Source organism: Streptomyces sp. NPDC001315, assembly GCF_042896175.1.
Classification (GTDB): domain Bacteria; phylum Actinomycetota; class Actinomycetes; order Streptomycetales; family Streptomycetaceae; genus Streptomyces.
In genome coordinates this window covers 1-17,750 of sequence record NZ_JBIAWZ010000043.1, presented here as the reverse complement: position 1 = coordinate 17,750, position 17,750 = coordinate 1, and the positions used below count along the sequence as shown (strand labels likewise).

Sequence of the window (17,750 nt, the reverse complement as noted above, 5' to 3'; positions counted from 1 at the left end):
GATCACCACGAGTCACGCAACCGGTCTACCGCATCCAGCACCCTCCCGAAGCGGGAATGACCGATCCGTGATCTCAACTCAGAACAGGCCCTAGAAGACGTCCATTTGAGGCCCCCAGCGGCAGGGGCACATCCCACTGTCCCCACCGCAAGCCCCTGGGTGACGTCAAAACAGACCGACCAGCTTGTGCAGACGGTGTTTTCGGGCCTTTCCCCGGCTGGTCATCGAGGCTGTGACCGACGAGGGTGAGCGGATCGTGGTGCGGGCACGGACTGGGCAGGACGCTGCGGTCTGTCCGGTGTGCGGGGCGTCGTCGAGGCAGGTGCACGGCTATCAGCAGTCGTCGGCATACCTTGCCATACGAGGTCAGGGACTCTGGCTTCGTCCAGGCGCTGCATTCCGTGGCCGCTTCGAGAAGCGGGCGTATGCCCGGCCTCGGCTCACGGGGCTCACGTGGGCTTGTTGACCTCACGTGTCTCGCTGCAGCCAGGACAGAAACCGCACGGATTCAGCGACATCGTCTTGGTATCCATCGGGCCAGGCTTGGGCGAGCTCCTGGCGGATCTCCAACGCTTCAAGCGCTGCGGCCAGGGCCTCCTCCTGCCGTCGCAGGTTCCCCAGGTCGATGGAGAGGTTGTGCAAGCTGTCCGCGAGGTCGGGCCGGTGGGCGTCGGGCTGCTCCTGGGCCAACTGCCGGTAGATCTGCACCGCTTCTATGGCCGGGGCCAGCGCGTCTTCCAACCGCCTTAGATTCTCCAGAATGACGGAGAGGCTATGCAGGCTGTCCGCGAGGTCGGGACGATGCTCGTCGGGCAGCTGCCGGTAGATCCCCACGGCTTCGGTGGCCTTGGCCAGCGCCTCTTCCACGCGCCCCAGTTCGCGTAGGAATAGAGAGAGGTTGTGCAGGTTGCTGGCCAGGTCGGGCCGGTGGGTGTCGGGCCGTTCCTGGGCGAGCTGCCGGTAGATCTCCGCGGCTTCGAGTCCCGCGGCCAGCGCTTCCTCCCGCTGCCCCAGGGTCTTCAACTGTTGCGGGTTTGGTTTAAGCATGCTGGTTGATGCTGCTTCGGGTCACGGAGGCGGTCCCCTGGACTCTTCCACCCGTTTCCTCCTGTCTGGTAGCGGTTTCCGCTGTTTTGAGTAAAGGCGTTTCCCCTTCGCTGCGTCGCGGGACGGCGACGATCGTGGTTTCCCGTGCGGTGCGGTGCCGCTCGGGGTGGGGTGGCTCGGGCGGATCGGCGGGGCACGGCGGGGCCGTGTCCTTGTGTGATGGTCGTTCGTTAGGTCGATCGGAGTGCCGGGAGCGGTCGTTCCGGCGGGGGCGACCGGGATCGTGCGGGGGAACGGGGGTGGTGGGGGTGGCCAAGTTGATGGCGACGGCCACCTGTACCGCCTTCGGTGGTGTGCTGGAGGGCAGTGGTGAGCGGGTCGGACAGCGGGTCCTGCTGGAACGGGTGGGTTTCCTGGCGGAGTTGAGCCGGGAGCTGACGGGTGCTGTGGTGGCTTCTCGGTGGGACGAGGCCTGTCTGGATGTGCTGGCCGGCGGGGTGGACGGGTGGGGTGGGGCGTTGCCGTCCAAGGGGTGGATGGCGCTGCGCCGCCTGGGCTGGCCGCAGGACCTCACGCCCCCGGGCGGGGTGTATGTGTCGGACCGGGTGCGCCGCGGCGCGGAGGAGGACGCGGCCAGGACGCTGCGGCTGGCCCTGCACCGCCGCACCATCGTGAGTGCGGTCCTGGCCACCTGGCCCGCCGATCCCCGCCGGCGCACCGAGACGGTGCTGGTCGACTACGCCGAAACCCGCATCCCGCAGGTGACCGCCATGCAGCGGCTGTCCTACGAACTGCCCCACACCAGCCACAACCTGGCGCCGTGGGCAGCTCATCTCACCCAGGTCATCGTGGAGGCCAGCGCTTCCTCCTGCCTCCCCAGATAACCCAGGGCGGCGGAGAGGTTGTGTAGGCTGCTGACAAGTTCGAGCAGGTGAGCATCGGGCTTCTTGCGCGCCAATTCCCGCCGGATCTGGACCGCTTCAGCGGCTGCGGCCAGCGCCTCTTCGTGGCGCCCCAGCCTCCCCATCCGAACGGAGAGGTTGTGCAGGCTGACAGCGAGCTGGGGCAGGTGGGCCTCGGGCTTCTTGCGCGCCAACTCCCGTCCAGGTGCTCGAGTAGCTGGGTGCGACCGCGGAAGGGAACTGTCTGGCGGCCGGCGCGCAGCAGGCCGGCCGGGGAGCGGGCCAGCCCTGTGGCGGTGGGGTCGGCGGCTTCGGCCAGGTGCTGCCATTCCACCGACTCCAGCAGCGTGTCGGCGGGCTGGCCGCCTTCGGCGAGTGCGTTGCGAAAGTCGGGATCGTGCAGGAGGACGTAGGCGGGGACAGCCTCGAGGCCGGCGTGCGCGAGGCCGTCCGGGTCGATGGCGATGACGCCGATGAGGAGGTCACCGGTGAACAGCGCGGCTCCGGACATCCCGCCCCAGGGGGAGGAGCCATCCGCCCAGGGGGTTGGGGGGTGCTGGTCGAGGTGCATGACGTAGCGGTTACCAACATGTCGATCGCCAGGGTTGAGCGTGCCAGGCGGGTGGAACATCTCGACGGCGCGTCCATCCCGTTGCATCAGGTCCGGCACGCCCCAGGTCTCGCATCGGGTGCCGGGCCGGCTGGTCACCAGTCGGCCTCAGCGCACCGCCATTGCAGGCAGCGCCTTTTGAGTAGGAGTGTCCACGCGTAAGAGGGCAGCGTCGTCGCGGCCGCCGGGGGTGCCACACCAGACGACCGTGGCCGACCACTCGGTCGGCCGCCCCGGCCGGAACAGCGAGACCGTTTCGTTCACTGCCGGTACGACATGAGCCGACGTCAGCACCAGTCTGGGCGCGATCACATACCCTGAGCCCCGACCCTGGGGCCCGTCGACAGCAACGACGCGTTCGAAATCCACTCCGCACTCCCGTACCCGTATTCTCCCGCCCGGCTCTTGGGGTCTACGGCTCGAGGTGGCCGGAGAGATCCCCGGGGCCCTGCGGCTGGTCGGGACGGCCGTGGATGAGCAGGTCGCCGCCGTCGGGCCGCTGCGGGGTGAGGCCGATCTTCACCCGGTGGGTGCGAGCCCGCACCAGGCCGGTTTCCACATCACCGGTGACCACCCAGGCCTTGAACCCGGCCTTCGCCTTCGCGTCCGTGCGCAGCTCCACGGCGAACTCCAGCTCGACAGGGCCGACTTTGAAGGTCAGGTCCTGGCCCGCGCCACGGGCGGCGGCCTGAAGGAGTTCGTCCCTCATGGCGGCCACGGCATCCGCCAGCTCAATCTCCACCGCGTCCCCCTGGTTTGCCGGCCCTGGCCGCCTTACGCAAGCCCGGGCGTTGTGTGTGGACCGGTCACTCACGGTAGGAGAAGATGGTGGCCGGCGCAGCCGATTCGGCCGGGCGCGATGACGTCAGTGCTGCAACCGAGGACGGCGACTTCGAACGGCCCGTGGACCGGTGGCCCTGCACGGCACGGAGCGCCGCCCCCGCGCAGGGCCGCACCGCACGGAGATCCGGACATGGCCTCCCACTCATGGTGCGCGGGGTGGACGCGGTGCCACAGCTCCGCCCGAGCGGGGCCGTCGACGTCGGTCAGGATCGAACGGGTGGGTATGCCGGGCTGCAGGATCTCGGCATACCCACCGTTGCTGTGCCGCTACCGGCCGCGCCCAGCCGGATCGTGGGCGGGCGTTTCCATGTCTTCGCCGGGGGCGATGCCCCTGCCGTTGGAGTCGGCCTTCGGACCGGTCGGTAGCTCCACCGTCCGGTCCCCGTGGCCGGGCCACCACGCCGCGTGGCCGATCAGCGCGGTGAGGCTCGGGGTGAAGAACATCGCCATCACGAACGCGGCGATCGCGATACCGGACGAGACGGCGAAACCCATCTCCGTGAGCAGCGAGTTGCCCGCCAGCATCATCGTGGCGAAGGTCGCGGCCAGGATGAAGCCCGCCGCGGCCACCGTCGGACCGGCGTGCCTCAGTGCCATGCCGGCTGCCTCACGCGGCTCGCGGCCCTCGCGGGCCTCCTCGCGCAGCCGGGCGATCATGAGGATGTTGTAGTCGGTGCCGATGGCCACCACGAAGAGATACATGATCACCGGCAGCATGAACATCAGGCCCGAATGCCCGACCCCCTCCTGGAAGACCCACACCGTCGCGCCGAGGGTGGCGCCGAAGCCGAGACCCACCGAGGCGATCAGGTACCAGGGGGCGACCACGCTGCGCAGCAGCAGTCCCAAGATGACCATGATCAGGGCAGCGGCCACGGGGAAGACCGTCTTGTAGTCGTGGTTGACCGCAGTGTCGATGTCCTTGTAGATCGAGGACATGCCGCCGACCAGGGCCTCGGTGCCCTCGGGCGCGTCGGAGTGGGCGACGTCGCGCACCCGGCTCACGGCGTCGATCGCCTTGTCGGTGGACGCCTCGTACTTGAGCGTGACGGTGAAGTCCGCGGTGGTGCCGGCCTTGTTCACCTGGGTCATACGGGCGCTCGCGACACCGTCCACGGCGCCGAGCTTGTTCGCGTAGGTGGCGAAGGCGGACTTGTCAAGCGGCTTGCCATCGGTGCTGGACAGGTAGACGTCGGTCGGGGCGGCGGCCCCCGCCGAGTATGCCTTCTGCATCTCGTCCTGGACGACCATGGACTCCTTGGTCTTGGGCATGGACCCGGAGGCGAGGTCGAAGGTCGCCTTGTAGCCGAGTGTGCCCAGCGACAGCGCTAGCAGGACGAGGCCCGATGCCACGGCGGTCAGCGCCGGACGGCGCTGCACACCCCGGCCCAGGGCCGCGAAACGGGCGTTTTCCGGCTCCCGTTGCCAGGACTTGGAGGGCCAGAAGACCTTCGGTCCGATGAGTGAGACCACGGCCGGGATCAGGGTCAGGCCCGCTACGAGGGTGGCGGCCACCGCGATGGCGAGCGCCGGGCCCATCTGCTTGAGGAAGCCCAGCGTGGACAGCACCAGCGCGAAGAAGGCGATGATGACCGCTCCGGCGGCCGAGGCGATGGCCTCGCCGACGCGGTCGACCGCGTTGACCATGGCCTGCTTGGGCTCGTCACCGGCGCGCAGACGTTCGCGGTAACGGAACATCAGGAACAGGAAGTAGTCCGTGCCCACGCCGAACAGTACGACGATCAGGATCGACGAGATGGAGCTGTTGGCCTGCAGGTCGAATAGCTTGGTTGCATACGCGATCAGCCCGTTGGCGATCGCGGAGACCACGCCGATCAACACCAGGGGCAGCACGGCCAGGATCGGTGCCCGGAAGATGATCAACAGAGTCACCAGGATGATTGCGAAGGTGCCGATACCGATCAGCGCCTCGCCGCGCTTGGACGAGTCCTGCTGGTCGAGGGCCTGGGCGGCGGAACCACCGAGCTTGACTTCAAGATCGGTGCCCTTGGCCAGTTCCTTGACGTCCTCACGCAACACCTTGGCGGCGTCGGCCTGTTTGGGCTGGCCGGCGTTCTTGCTGTCCATCTGGATCAGGGTCAGGGCGTACCTGCCGTCCTCGGACGGCTGGCCGGAGACCACCCTTTGCACCTGGTCGATGTTCTTCTTGCCCAGCTCGGAGGTGATCCGGGCGACGTCCTGCTGGTCGGCAGCAGTTAATTTGCCGCCGTCGGTGCGCTGGTACAGCGCGATCGCGGACGGGGTGAAGGCGCTGGGGAACGCCTTCTCCTGGAGATCGGCCGCTTTGATGGACTCGTAGCTTTTGGGCAGGAAACTGCTCTCGTCGCTGCTGGAAGGCAGGCTCGGGGCGGTGGCGACGATCGCCACCGCCGCGATCAGCCATGCCGCGATCGTCCAGATGGGATGTCGGACGGCAGCGTTTCCGATACGTCGGAACATGCGGGGGGGTCCTCCTGGGAAGGAAGATCACCGCAGCCCGGGGAGCGGACCCTGGCATCGGCGACCTCGACCGGCAGGCATCCACCGCACCGGTCGAATGGTTGTCTTGGCCTCACATCGTAGTGACCGGAAGGGATTTGGGGCGCCTGGTTTGGTTGTGACCGGAGTCGGAGGACCGCGGAACGTGGGCGTCCTGGGCCTCCGCTGCTGTGTCGTGCCCCTAACGGAGTCCTACTGGAAGACCCGCCGGATACGGTCCCGAGTGGACCGGTCCGCAAGAACGCCCACGTCGGTCGGGTGAGCGCTTCAAGTGCAAAGTGAAAGCGCCCTTGTGCCCGGCTCTCGCCGACCTCGCTCACATTCGGCAAGAGCAAAGCGTCACGCCGGCGGCCGGGTGAGTTTGGCGGCCACGGCGTCGAGGACCCAGTCCAGGCCGGTCGCGAAGGATTCCTCGGCGTCCACGTCCGTGCCGTCGTACACGGCCTTGGCCAGTGCCGGGAAGCGGCCCGTGGCCAACATTCTCGTCACATGCGGGCCGGAGGCGCGCTGCCAGTCGCGCTTGGACAGGCCCGTGGCGCGCTCGGCCCGCAAGTTCGCGATTTCGCGCCTGATCGCGCCGGTGCAGTAGGCGCTGACGGTCTCCACGGCGCGCATGACGGTGTCGATGTCGCCATGACCGTCGAGGGCGGCCAGCGTGGCCTCGGTCACGGCGAGGCCGTTCGGGCCCAAGGCCGGGCGGCCGCCGAGCAGGTCGGCCAGCCATTCATGGCGGAGAGCGGCCTGCCTGGTGAGGTGGGCGAGGATGTGCAGCGCCTCCCGCCAGTCACCGCACTGCTCCTCGGGGAGAATCTCGGCCTGGACCTCGTCCACCATGAGGTCGAACAGCTCCTCCTTGGTGGAGATGTATCCGTACAGCCGCATCGGGCCGGCGTTCAGCCGGGCGGCGACCTTGCGCAACGACACCGCCTCCAGCCCGCCCTCGTCGGCCAGCGCGACGGCGGCGGCGACGATCCGCTCCCGGTCGAGCGGGACGGGGCGAGTCGGCTGCTCCGGCCGGTCCCACACAGTCATGGTCACATCGTACTGTTGCGATGCAGTGTATTGGAGAAATACACTGTATTGCCATGAGACACCGCATTGCTGTGGTCGGGAGCGGCCCTGCTGGCCTCGCCTTTGCCCGTGTCCTGCACCGCCATGGTCACCCTGTCACCGTCCTCGAACGCGATCCCGCCCCCGACGCCCGCCCCCCGGGCGGCACGTTGGACCTGCACGAAGGGCTGGGTCAGCTCGCGCTGGACAAGGCGGGGCTGCTGGCGGAGTTCCAGGCGCTGTCCCGTCCCGAGGGGCAGGCCATGCGCATCCTGGACACGGCCGGGACCGTCCTGCGCGACTGGCGACCCCGTCCAGGCGACCGGGCCAATCCCGAGATCGACCGCGGGCAACTCCGTGACCTGCTGCTCGGCCCTCTCGACGTCCAGTGGGGGCGGGGCGTGACGCAGGTGGTGCCGGGGACCCGGGACGGCGTACTGGTCCATTTCGCGGACGGGCGACAGGAGACGTTCGACCTCGTGGTCGGCGCGGACGGCGCCTGGTCCCGCGTCCGCCCGGCGGTCTCGTCCGCGACGCCGCAGTACACCGGCGTCACCTCGGTCGAGACCTCCCTGGACGCCGTCGATGTCCGCCACCCGGACCTCGCCCGGCTGATCGGCGACGGTTCCGTGGCTGTGTACGGCGTGAATCGCGCTCTCGTCGCCCAGCGCAACAGCGGCGGCCACATCAAGGTATACGCCCAGTTCCGCGCGCCGCTGGACTGGCACACGAACCTGGACCTGAGCGACGTCGAGGCCATGCGATCGAGCCTGCTGGCTCTGTTCGACGGCTGGGCCGCTCCCGTCCTCGACCTCCTCCGCCACGGCACCGCTTTCGTCCACCGCCCCCTCTACGTCCTGCCCGTGTCCCACACCTGGACCCACGTCTTCGGGGTGACGCTACTGGGCGACGCCGCCCATCTGATGCCCCCACTGGGGGCGGGCGCGAACCTCGCGATGCTGGAAGGCGCCGAACTCGCGGAGTCCATCGCCACCGGCCCTGAAGATCTGGACGAGGCCGTCCGCGCCTTCGAGGAACAGATGTGGGCACGGGCCGACAGGTGGGCGAAGATCACGACGGCCGGTCTGGAACGCCTGGTGAGTCCGAACCCCGCCGAAGCCCTCGCCCTCTTCGACCAAGTCCAGCCATCTTGACTGCCAGGCGCGAGAGCATCAGCACCAACAGCTCGCCACGGCTTCACGGGACAGTGCGGCACCGCCGCGGTCCCTTCTGGCAAAACCACCGTTACTGACCTTGCTGGAGTGATGTCGTCATGGTGAGGCCGGTTTCGGTACGCCGACGCTCCGCCGTGCTCCCACGCCTGGTGCCACCGCTGTACTGACCGCATGCTGACACGTAACTCCTTCGCCACTGACCGGGTACGGCAGAAGCCGAGGAGCTTGACGGCTGGGGGCGGGGCGTCGTGTCATCCGGTACTGGAGCAGCACCGCCAACGCCAACCGGTCCCCGCCACCCGCATCCACGTTCGTCGTCGTCATCGTCGGCTGCTCCCGCCCCTGTCCGTACGAGAGCGGCGCCGTCCTTGTCCGGCGCCGCGCGTATGAACCACGACAGCAGCCGGCCCCGACCAGCGAACCGACCATAAAGCCCCGACCACGGTCACGATGCGACAACACCGCCCCCGACCAGGCCGGAATCCCCACCGACCACCCGGCCGACGTCCTCACCCAACTGCCCGCAGCCCACCGCCCCGTGGGCTGCATATCCGCAGGTCACCACGCCTGTCCGGTCTTGGTCGCCAGCCCGACATCCCCCTCTGCACACCCCGCGCTCGCCCCAGAACAGAAAGAAGGAGGTGAAGGGGTGACTGTTAACCCCTACCATTCAGCGTAATTGCGTCCGGTGGCAGGTTGACAGCAGGATGGTGTGGCTGACCTGCAAGGACGCGGGTGTCGTGTGCGGCTTTGACGAAGGAGTCAGGGCACCTTTCCGGTGATCGAGCATGTGGGATGGGTGTTCAAGGGGTCAAAGGCCGTTGACGAAGGCGCTCGTTGCCGCTATGAGCAGTGGGAGGCACACCACCGTGAAGTACGGGAAGGCTCCCTTTCTGGTGACTCTCGCGGTGATCGTCGGCGGTGCATAGCCGGCGGGGTCATACAGTGCATCGAGCTCCTCACCCATACGCACGGGGGTCCGGAAGCCCCCCTCCTTGAACTGGTAGACGTTTCCGTCAGCGTGCGTATAGTTCAGCAGGATGGTGTACAACCCTTTCTCCTCCCGGTTCACGCCCATGCATCTTGCCTTCACCGGAATACCGCGGGCACGAAGTGCGCGGTAGATACGGATCCCGCGTGTGTCCAGCAGGATGAGGGTGATACAGGCGGCAGCAATCACCACGTAGGCCCAGACACTCAAGATGCTTATCCCCCCGAAAGAAAGCGTCAGCCGGTAGTGAAGATTTCATTGCTGAAGTCGGATCTGGTGCGCGTGCCAGGACACTTTTCTGGTGGTCGAGAGTACAGGGTGGGACCGTCGGCTGTCGGTGGTGGCGGATGGGAAGAGGCTGATCGGGCATGCCGGAGCGGTGTTGCTGTGCCGGTGTGCGGACCGCACAGGGCTGACGGTCGCTCTGGCGCAGGTGCTGCCGTCCAGCACGGCAACAGGCTGGCGGGAGCGGGCGGCAGTGCTGGTTCAACTGGCGGTCGCGATCGCACTGGGGGCGGCGAACCTGTCGGAGGCCGAGCAACTCCAGTTACATCACCGGCCGTTATTCGGCCCCATGGCCTCGGATTCCACTGCCCGCCGCACATTGGCCGCACTCGACGAGGAGTCTCTGGCGAAGATCGCCAGCGTGCGGGCCCGGGTGCGTCGGCACGTATGGAGTCTCCTGCATCTGCGGCCGGGCGGTTTCCCATGGTTGACCGTGGCCGGCAAACGGCTGACCAGCTGGATCGTCATCGATCTCGACGCCACTGTCATCACCTCGGCCTCGAAGAAGGTCGGGGCCGCGGTCACCTTCAAGAAGACGTTCGGGTTTCATCCGCTGGCCGCGTGGTGTGCGAACACCGCTGAGCCCCTGGCCATGCTCCTGCGCCCCAGCAACGCCGGAGCCAACACGGTGACCGACCACATCGCCGTGCTCGCCGATGCACTCGCCCAGATCCCCAGCTCCTCGGCTGCAAGAATCCTGGTGCGGGTGGATGGCGCCGGAGCCACCCACGGGCTGCTGGAACACTTGGAAGCCCTCAACACCCTGCGACGCACGGTCCGCTAACCGGCGGCTGGAAGATCACCAGTGACGACGAGCGGGCCATTGCGCAGCTGCCTGAGGCGGCCTGGGAGATCAACGGTGCCTGGATGCTCGCCGCGAACCTCGCCGCGAACCTCGCCGCGGATCTCGATACGTGGCTGCGCCTGCTGACTCTGCACGACATCGATGACCTCGCCGACGCCGAGCCGGACACCATGCGCTTCCGTCCATACCACCTGCCAGCCCGCCTCGCCCCGACTCCGAACCGAAGTCGAGACCGCGGTGGCCAACAACCTCTGAGCAATTGGCCAACCACAGTTGAGCACCGGCTGTGGCCTCGAACGAGTCTTCTGGCTCGAAAGGAACGGGTCCTCTGGCCCCGATGGGCGATCTTCGGGGCCTGCCGTGAACGAGTCGATTGGCCCCACCTCTGGGAGGTGAGGTTCCGGCCTCAGGGGCGTCGGTAGGGTGTCGTCATGCCGTATTCGCCGATGGCGCTCCGACTCGACACCGCTCGGATGACGTTGCGTCAGTGGACCGAGCCCGACATCGATGCACATCGCGCGCTCGTCGCCGAACGGGGTGGTGGCATGCCGTCGATCGAGGACAACCGGCGGATGATCGAGGATCAGCGTGCTGCGTCGGCACTGACAGGGATTGCTCTGCTGCCCGTCATCCGCCGCGATGTGGGCGACTTCATCGGGTATTGCGGGCTCACTGTCGGTCGGGCTTCCGTTGACGAGCCGGAGATCGCCTATGAGCTGTTCCGGCGCGTGCACGGACAGGGCTATGCCACCGAGGCGGCGTCCGCGGTGCTCGACGCAGCGATCGCGACTGGGCGGAAACGGCTCTGGTCGACGGTGCGTCCCTGGAACGCACCATCGTTTCGTGTCCTCGAAAAGCTTGGGTTCCAGCGCGACCACGTCTCGACCGAAGACAGTGGCGAACTGGTGTGGCTCACCCGTACCCTGCCGTAGGAGACGCGTTGCGGTGAGTTAGAAGTGGCTCCACCACATCGGAGGCATCACCGCCGAGCCGGTTCTCCTCGGTTCCGGTCCCCTCAGATTGTCGGACCCCTGTCACAGTTCGGGTGCGGCGGGCAGGATGATCGTCATGATCCGCGCCTTGGATGATGCCACCTCGTTCCACGACCTGTTCGCCACGCACCCTCGCCTGACCGACTTGGTCCTGGCGCCCGACGGTACGCGCTTGGTCGCGTCCGTGCAGATCATCAACGATCAGGGAACCGGGTACGTTTCGAGGTTGTGCGAGGTGGACCTCTCGGGCGAGCGCGAGAGCCGCCCCGTGGCCCGGTCCGTGCAGGGTGACTTCGCTCCCGCTTTCGCTGCCGACGGCACACTGTTGTTCCTCTCCGGCCGCGAGAACACAGATTCCGCCGCTGAAAAGAGCGAGAGCCAGGGTGTGGGACTGTGGGCACTGCCGGAGGGCGGCGAGGCCAGGCAGATCGCCAACCACCCGGGAGGCATATCCGCCTTCGCCACCGCCAAGGACGCCCGCACGGTCGCCTACACCGCTGATCTGCCACCTGGCGCGGTGAATGCCGAGGCATACGCCGAACTTCGCCGGGAGCGCGAGAGCGCCATGGTCAACGCGGTTCTGTACGAGGCGACCACAACGTGTGCCTTTGGCACAGGCTTCGGCCCCGACGAACCCCACACCTTCGTCCTGCACTCCGACGGGGCTCCAGTGAACGCCGGCAGCCAGGGTCTGGCGGGCACAGCAGATATGGCGCTCTCGCCGGACGGATCGCTGGTGGCCTACACACGGGCCGCGACGGGCCGCGCTCCTGACACGAATGTCGTGATGATTGCCGATGCGGCCACGGGCGTCGAGCGCCACACGTTCTCGCGCCCTGGTCAGCAGTACTACCGCCTGGCGTTCACGGCCGATGGCTCGGCGTTGGTCTGCCAGCGCCAGCGAGAGGAGACCTATGACACGGAGTGGCGAGTCACGCTGGTCGTGTTCGACCTGGCTTTGGGTGAAGAGACCGACCTCCTGCCGGAGTTCGACAACTGGCCGTGGCCCGGACGGGCGGTCCTCTCGCCGACCCGTGGGGATGCCACGCTGTGGTTCACCGGTGACGAGCGGGGCCACTGTCCGGTCTTCCGCCGTGACGCGGACGGCACGATCACCCGCCTGACCGCTTCCGGCGCCTACGCCTCGCTCTGCGTGTCGCCCGATGGGACGACCCTCTATGCACTGCGCAGCACGATCGACAGCCCGCCTCGAGTGGTTCGGCTGGACGCCGTCACAGGCGATCAGCAACCCGTCTTCCTCAGTGCCCCCGGCGACCTCTCGCTTCCCGGCACGCTAGCCGAGGTGCACGTCGATTCGGACGACGGTTTCCCGTTGCGCGCCTGGCTCGCGCTGCCCGAGGGTGCCTCGGCCAAGCGCCCAGTGCCGCTGATCATCGCCCCGCACGGCGGACCACAGATGTCCTGGAGCGCCTGGACGTGGTTGTGGAACCCATGGCCGTTCACGGCGCGCGGCTACGCGGTGCTGCTCCCGGATCCGGCGCTGTCCACCGGCTACGGGCAATGCATGCAGGAGCGCGGCAGGGGCCAGTACGGTGGTCAGCCCTATCGTGATCTCATCGCGCTGACGGACGCGGCACCGGCACGCGATGACCTCGACGCGAACCGGACCGGCCTGGCCGGCTGGTCTTATGGCGGCTACCTGGCCAACCGGGCCGCGACCCTCACCGACCGCTTCAAGGCGATCGTCTCCCACGCCGGGATGTGGAACCTGGAAGCCTTCCAGATCGACACGGACATGCACGCATACTTCCGGAAGATCTTCGGCGACCCGCGGACGCAGCGCGAACGGTACGAAGCCAACTCGCCCCACTTCCACGCGGCGAAGATGACGACGCCGATGCTGATCGTGCACGGCGGCAAGGACCACCGCGTCCCGATGGGTCAGGCACTGAGCCTGCACAGCGATCTGCAGCGGCTCGGTGCGCCCGTCAGATTCCTGTACTTCCCGGAAGAGGGCCACGCCATCGGGGCGCCGAACCACATTCGCATCATGTACGAGACGGTGCTGAACTTCCTCGACCACCATGTCCTCGGACAGGAGTGGCGGCGCCCCGGCATGCTCTAACTGATCATCTTCAGGCCCGAGAGCTTGGACGAAGGGAGCGTTCCGCTGTGACGCATGCTCACGAGGAAGAAGTGCTGGCCAGGATCGCCAAGGGGCTCGTCTACACCGAGTCGGAAGCGGCCTTCCAGGCCCCTCGGCGCCGCATCGAGCAGATCTTCGAGTACAACCACACACCACCGAGCGAAACGGAGAAGCGTCGATCGCTGCTCGTCGCGATCTTCGGCTCGGTCGGTGAACGCACAGTGCTGCTGCCGCCGTTCCACGCCGGGTTCGGCAGCAACGTCCACATCGGCGACGACTTCTTCGGGAACGTGAACCTCACGTTCGTCGACGACGTGGACATCCGCATAGGCAACGGTGTCATGATCGCTCCCAGCGTGACACTGACCACGACGGGACACCCGGTGCATCCCTCACGACGCGCTGACTTCGGACGGTTCTCGGAACCGATCGTGATCGAGGACAAGGTCTGGATCGGCAGCAACGCGGTGGTCCTGCCTGGCGTTCGCATCGGATACGGGTCGGTCATCGGCGCCGGCAGCGTCGTCAGCCGCAGTATTCCCCCGATGACCGTCGCGGTCGGAACCCCTTGCCGCGTGGTCCGCCCCATCACGGACGAGGACCTCAACACACGTACCGCCGGACACTAGGGCCTGTTGCGAAAGTCGATCTTGGTCGTGGAATGATCACGCCCTGTGGCGCGTGGAGATCTGACGGACGAGCAGTGGGCCAAACTGGAGCCGTTGTTGCCGAAGGGCATGAAGCCTGGCCGGCCGCCGATATGGTCGAGGCGGCAGCTGGTCGACGGCATACGGTGGCGGACCCGGACCGGGACGCCGTGGCGGGATGTGCCCGAGCGGTACGGGCCGTGGGATCGGGTCTACGACCTGTTCCGGCGCCGCCAGCGCGACGGCACGTGGAAGCGAGTCTTCACCGAACTGCAGGCCCAGGCGGACGCGAAGGACCTGATCACCTGGGATGTCAGTGTCGACTCGACGATCTGCCGCGCCCACCAGCACGCCGCCGGAGCGGTCAAAAGGGGGATCTTCAGACGGAGCCGCCCGGCGGCGTTGAGGTCGAGCCGGAAGGCCACGGTCTCGGGCGCTCGCGAGGCGGGCTGACCACCAAGGTCCATCTCGCGGTCGAGCAGGGGCAAAGCCCATGTCGATTGTGATCACGGCCGGGCAGCGCGGGGATTCCCCGCAGTTCGAACCGGTCCTGGAGAACATCCGGGTGCCACGGCAGGGTCTGGGGCGTCCCCGCAAGCGGCCGGACAGAGTGCGTGCCGACAAGGCGTACGGCTCCCGGAAGAACCGTGCCTACCTGCGCCGACGCGGGATCCGGTGCACGATCCCGGAGAAGAAGGACCAGGTCCGCAACCGTAAGAAGCTCGGCTCCCGCGGCGGCCTGCCGCCGACGTTCGACAAGGCCGACTACCGCGAGAGGCACGCGGTCGAATGCGGGATCAATCGCCTCAAGCGCCACCGGGCCGTGGCCACGAGATACGACAAACTCGCCGTCCGCTACGAAGCAACCGTGCTGGTCGCGGCCATCAATGAGTGGCTGTGACCCCGCGGCCGCAGCAGCCTTCAGTTAACCCTTTGCCGAGGAGCCGATAGACCAGCTACGTTCTCCCAGCCGTCCACGTTGATCCGGACCGGCACTGTCGACGAGGAGGTGTGGAGCACATGCGCAGGAGTGCCCAGCAGTTGAGCCCGCGTACTGACCTTTGCCACCTCCTCACGACGGAGACACCTTGTCGCTCCGCATCACCCCACTGACCGACCCCGCTCACGGGGCGCACAGCCGACGCCTTGCATGGCTGGCGTCCGACGCCGATTCCATCCCTGTCGGGACGGCCTTTCTGCGCCTGTTCGATGGCGGACAAGAGCACCTGGCGGAACTGACCCTCCACGTCCATCCCGTGGAGCGCCGCAAGGGCGTCGGCTCCCGGCTTCTCGACACTGCCGTGGCCGCCGCCCGGGACAACACCCGGCGCTGCGTCGTCGCGCAGGCCGGGGCCGGATCGCCCGGCGACCACTTCCTGCCGGCCCGCGGCTTCCGCAAGGTCCTCACCCTGAGGTACTCCCGCCTGCCCCTGGCCGATGTGGACATCCCCTCCCTGGCAGAGATCATTGAGCGTCCGCATTCCGGCTACCGGCTGGCGTCCTGGCAGGGAACCGTCCCCGACGATCTCTCCCAGACCTTCGCCGACTCACGTCGCGCCATGGACGACATGCCCATGGAGGACACCGACCACGGCACCACGACCTGGGACGTGGACCGGGTCCGGGCTGCGGCAAAGGCAGTCGAACAGCGCGGCGACCACCTGCACACCGTCGTCGCCATCGACACCTCCAACGGCTCGATCGCCGGGTTCACCGAACTCGTCGTGCCCGGCGGCGGCACAGGTGATGCCCAGCACTACGGCACCGGCGTGCTGCCCGAGCATCGCGGACACGGCCTCGGCCGCTGGATGAAGGCCGAGTCGATCCGACAGGCCCACGGGCACTACCCGGACCTCGGCGGCCTCCTGACCGACACCGCCGACAGCAACACGCACATGAGACACATCAGCGACAGCCTCGGCTACCTGCCCACGCACACGACACTGCAGTATCAGCTCGACCTGTAGAGACGAGCGGACGGGCCGGACCTGGACATCACCTCGTCCGGCCCGTCGGCACTTTCACAACAGGCCCTAGCTCTCACAGCCGAGACCAACGACCTCGCCCGGTGGCACCGAGCCCTCACCGACCGGCTGACCGAAGCCGTCCACGACGTTGCGGGGGCCGGGCGCCCAGGCTGGCCCGCCGCCCGCCTCCTGGCTCCACACCTAGCGCTCCTGCTCGACCGCAGCCCAGAGGCCCGCGCCGACGCCCACGACACAGTTGAGACTCTCGCTGACGTACTCAACGACGCCGGCGCCTAGGCCCTCGAGCACGCTCTACATCAACAACTTCAAGACACACAAAGTCGCCTTCTGGGCCCCGACCATCCCGACACCCTGCGAAGCCGCAGCAACCTGGCTGCTGCTCTGCATGGGTTGGGTGAGTATGCGCAGGCGGCCGAACTGCACCGCCAGACCTTGGAGGAGCGCACGCGTATTTTGGGCGCCCAGCACCCCGACACCTTGCGCAGCCGCAGCGATCTGGAGCTGGCTCTCGCAGCTTCGCGCGCGGGGCGTCGTCGCCGAGTCCGCTGCGGGCGCGGTAGTACGCCTGCCAACTGACCTGCGGCGGCCCGGCACACCTACTGCACCCCCCCGCTGCAAAGCAGAGGCCGCTCGGCGCCGACGCCGCGACCGCGACGAAGGCGCCGACGTCGCTGAAGGCGAACCGGTGACGCCAGGGTTGCCAGTACCCGACACCACTCGCGCCCACCGCCGTCCGAAACTGCCCGCACTGCGACAAGCCCGTCACCATCCCAGCAGCAAGTCGTGACGTGATCCCGATGCGCAGAAGCTGACACCGTCCGACGGGAATCAGCAGGACACGATCAGTCGCCGTTCACTACTGTCACATGGGAAAGGATGTGGACATGGCACTGGTCAAAAAGGGATCGCGGCTCATCAACGTGGACGGCACCACCTACCGATGGCGCCTGCGCGGACGGCCGACCTACGACCAGGGACTCGTCCACTCGCCTCTCACCTACGCGGTCGAGCATGCGGACAATCCAGGCACCACGCTGGTGATCACTACCAATCAGCCGCATCCGAGCAACTGGTTCGGCACCCCATGCAGCCCAGTCCTGCCATCCCAGGTGGCTGACACCATCCGCACCGCTCTCACTCAGGGCTGGACGCCCGAGAGCCCCGGCTCACCCTTTCACCTCGACCAGTCAACAGGGTTCGTCTCGTCCCACTGACGCAACCCGCACTCAAGGACTCACCGACAGGCGATCGGTGAGTCCTTCTGCTTCTCGCTCCCCAGATTCCCCTGCTCCTTCACTTCGTGAAGGAGCAGGGGAGCAGTTGTACGCGTCTGCCGCCATCAGGACGGCGTGAGAGCCACCCCCGCGGGTGCCGGGAGCGGAGAGCGGCGGCCTCTCAAGTTCCGTGTCGTTGAGGCCATCCCTGCGGGTGCGGAGCTCCGCGACCGCCGCATCAGGGTTCAGTTGCCGTGGAGCAATGCTCAAGATCTGTGGATCGGCCTCGGGTTGGACGCAAACGGGCGTACCTTATCGAGTGATCGACTTCTGATCTCCGAGTAGGCCCGCGCTGCGAACGTGGGTCGGGGGAAGGCACGCCCGCGTGCTCCAGCGTAGTGAATGCCGGCGGAACCACCGAGACCGGCTCTCTGATCGACGACATCGTCCGGGAGGGCGCCCGCCGGATGCTGGCCGCCGCGCTGGAGGCCGAGGTCAACCTAGGGCGCGTATCGAGTCGCGATCAATCTTCGGGTATTGCCCTCGCGTCGAGGCGTGGTCCGGTAGATCGTCTTGCGTGACGCGAGTGCAACTG

Annotated in this window: 14 protein-coding genes and 2 pseudogenes; 10 read left to right on the top strand and 6 right to left on the bottom strand. The window is 67.5% G+C overall.

The genetic code is table 11. The annotated features are described in order from the left end of the window. Window positions 1–468: 468 nt before the first annotated feature. A complete protein-coding gene (locus ACFY16_RS42570; RefSeq protein ID WP_390652606.1) occupies window positions 469–1,047 on the bottom strand; it encodes a tetratricopeptide repeat protein in 579 nt (192 codons plus the stop codon). A gap of 308 nt (window positions 1,048–1,355) precedes the next feature. Between ACFY16_RS42570 and ACFY16_RS42565 the strand changes: the two genes are divergently transcribed. Then, entirely contained in the window at window positions 1,356–1,931 is a 576-nt protein-coding gene (locus ACFY16_RS42565) for a hypothetical protein (RefSeq protein WP_390652605.1), read from the top strand. Here the strand turns inward: ACFY16_RS42565 and ACFY16_RS42560 are convergent. The 4 genes from ACFY16_RS42560 to ACFY16_RS42545 all read right to left on the bottom strand — a co-directional run bounded on the left by ACFY16_RS42560 (window position 1,877) and on the right by ACFY16_RS42545 (window position 6,933). Next, the gene (locus tag ACFY16_RS42560; RefSeq protein WP_390652604.1) at window positions 1,877–2,143 is read right to left on the bottom strand and encodes a tetratricopeptide repeat protein; all 267 of its coding nucleotides are present in this window, start codon (window positions 2,141–2,143) and stop codon (window positions 1,877–1,879) included. The two genes, ACFY16_RS42565 and ACFY16_RS42560, sit on opposite strands and share 55 nt — an antisense overlap. A gap of 828 nt (window positions 2,144–2,971) precedes the next feature. After that, entirely contained in the window at window positions 2,972–3,301 is a 330-nt protein-coding gene (locus ACFY16_RS42555) for a trypco2 family protein (protein ID WP_390652603.1), read from the bottom strand. Window positions 3,302–3,669: 368 nt separating this feature from the next. Then, entirely contained in the window at window positions 3,670–5,862 is a 2,193-nt protein-coding gene (locus ACFY16_RS42550; protein WP_390652602.1) for an MMPL family transporter, read from the bottom strand. Window positions 5,863–6,240: 378 nt separating this feature from the next. Further along, window positions 6,241–6,933 (bottom strand): TetR/AcrR family transcriptional regulator, encoded by a 693-nt coding sequence (locus ACFY16_RS42545; protein WP_390652601.1) that lies wholly within the window; start codon window positions 6,931–6,933, stop codon window positions 6,241–6,243. A gap of 53 nt (window positions 6,934–6,986) precedes the next feature. On the opposite strand from ACFY16_RS42545, the gene ACFY16_RS42540 reads away from it, so the two are divergent. Continuing rightward, window positions 6,987–8,105 carry an FAD-dependent oxidoreductase gene (locus tag ACFY16_RS42540; protein WP_390652600.1) on the top strand — a complete coding sequence of 373 codons (1,119 nt, stop codon included), beginning with the start codon at window positions 6,987–6,989 and terminating at the stop codon, window positions 8,103–8,105. Between the two features lie 832 nt (window positions 8,106–8,937). Here ACFY16_RS42540 and ACFY16_RS42535 read toward each other — a convergent pair. After that, complete coding sequence (locus ACFY16_RS42535; protein WP_390652599.1) at window positions 8,938–9,327, bottom strand: hypothetical protein; 390 nt, start codon at window positions 9,325–9,327, stop codon at window positions 8,938–8,940. Between the two features lie 91 nt (window positions 9,328–9,418). Between ACFY16_RS42535 and ACFY16_RS42530 the strand changes: the two genes are divergently transcribed. From ACFY16_RS42530 to ACFY16_RS42495, 8 genes and pseudogenes are all read left to right on the top strand, one after another. Beyond that, window positions 9,419–10,186 (top strand): transposase, encoded by a 768-nt coding sequence (locus tag ACFY16_RS42530; protein WP_390652598.1) that lies wholly within the window; start codon window positions 9,419–9,421, stop codon window positions 10,184–10,186. Window positions 10,187–10,638: 452 nt separating this feature from the next. Continuing rightward, window positions 10,639–11,139, top strand: a complete 501-nt coding sequence (locus ACFY16_RS42525) for a GNAT family N-acetyltransferase (protein WP_390652597.1) — start codon at window positions 10,639–10,641, stop codon at window positions 11,137–11,139. 127 nt (window positions 11,140–11,266) lie between these two features. After that, window positions 11,267–13,285: a prolyl oligopeptidase family serine peptidase gene (locus tag ACFY16_RS42520; RefSeq protein WP_390652596.1), complete on the top strand. Its 2,019-nt coding sequence runs from the start codon at window positions 11,267–11,269 to the stop codon at window positions 13,283–13,285. Window positions 13,286–13,332: 47 nt separating this feature from the next. Next, complete coding sequence (locus ACFY16_RS42515; protein WP_390652595.1) at window positions 13,333–13,935, top strand: sugar O-acetyltransferase; 603 nt, start codon at window positions 13,333–13,335, stop codon at window positions 13,933–13,935. A 45-nt stretch (window positions 13,936–13,980) separates the two neighbouring features. Then, a pseudogene (locus ACFY16_RS42510) lies at window positions 13,981–14,854 on the top strand (IS5 family transposase). A gap of 187 nt (window positions 14,855–15,041) precedes the next feature. Then, window positions 15,042–15,920 carry a GNAT family N-acetyltransferase gene (locus ACFY16_RS42505; protein WP_390652594.1) on the top strand — a complete coding sequence of 293 codons (879 nt, stop codon included), beginning with the start codon at window positions 15,042–15,044 and terminating at the stop codon, window positions 15,918–15,920. A 321-nt stretch (window positions 15,921–16,241) separates the two neighbouring features. After that, window positions 16,242–16,517, top strand: a pseudogene (locus ACFY16_RS42500) (tetratricopeptide repeat protein); the annotation flags it as partial. 308 nt (window positions 16,518–16,825) lie between these two features. Beyond that, on the top strand, window positions 16,826–17,155 hold the full coding sequence (locus ACFY16_RS42495) for a hypothetical protein (RefSeq protein WP_390652593.1): 330 nt from the start codon (window positions 16,826–16,828) through the stop codon (window positions 17,153–17,155). Window positions 17,156–17,750: the final 595 nt, after the last annotated feature.

Excerpts from the sequence above, each read along its gene's own strand:
- ACFY16_RS42570 (WP_390652606.1), bottom strand. The coding sequence starts at position 1,047 with ATGCTTAAACCAAACCCGCAACAGTTGAAGACCCTGGGGCAGCGGGAG.
- ACFY16_RS42550 (WP_390652602.1), bottom strand. The coding sequence starts at position 5,862 with ATGTTCCGACGTATCGGAAACGCTGCCGTCCGACATCCCATCTGGACG.
- ACFY16_RS42545 (WP_390652601.1), bottom strand. The coding sequence starts at position 6,933 with ATGACTGTGTGGGACCGGCCGGAGCAGCCGACTCGCCCCGTCCCGCTC.
- ACFY16_RS42540 (WP_390652600.1), top strand. The coding sequence starts at position 6,987 with ATGAGACACCGCATTGCTGTGGTCGGGAGCGGCCCTGCTGGCCTCGCC.
- ACFY16_RS42525 (WP_390652597.1), top strand. The coding sequence starts at position 10,639 with ATGCCGTATTCGCCGATGGCGCTCCGACTCGACACCGCTCGGATGACG.
- ACFY16_RS42520 (WP_390652596.1), top strand. The coding sequence starts at position 11,267 with ATGATCGTCATGATCCGCGCCTTGGATGATGCCACCTCGTTCCACGAC.
- ACFY16_RS42495 (WP_390652593.1), top strand. The coding sequence starts at position 16,826 with ATGGCACTGGTCAAAAAGGGATCGCGGCTCATCAACGTGGACGGCACC.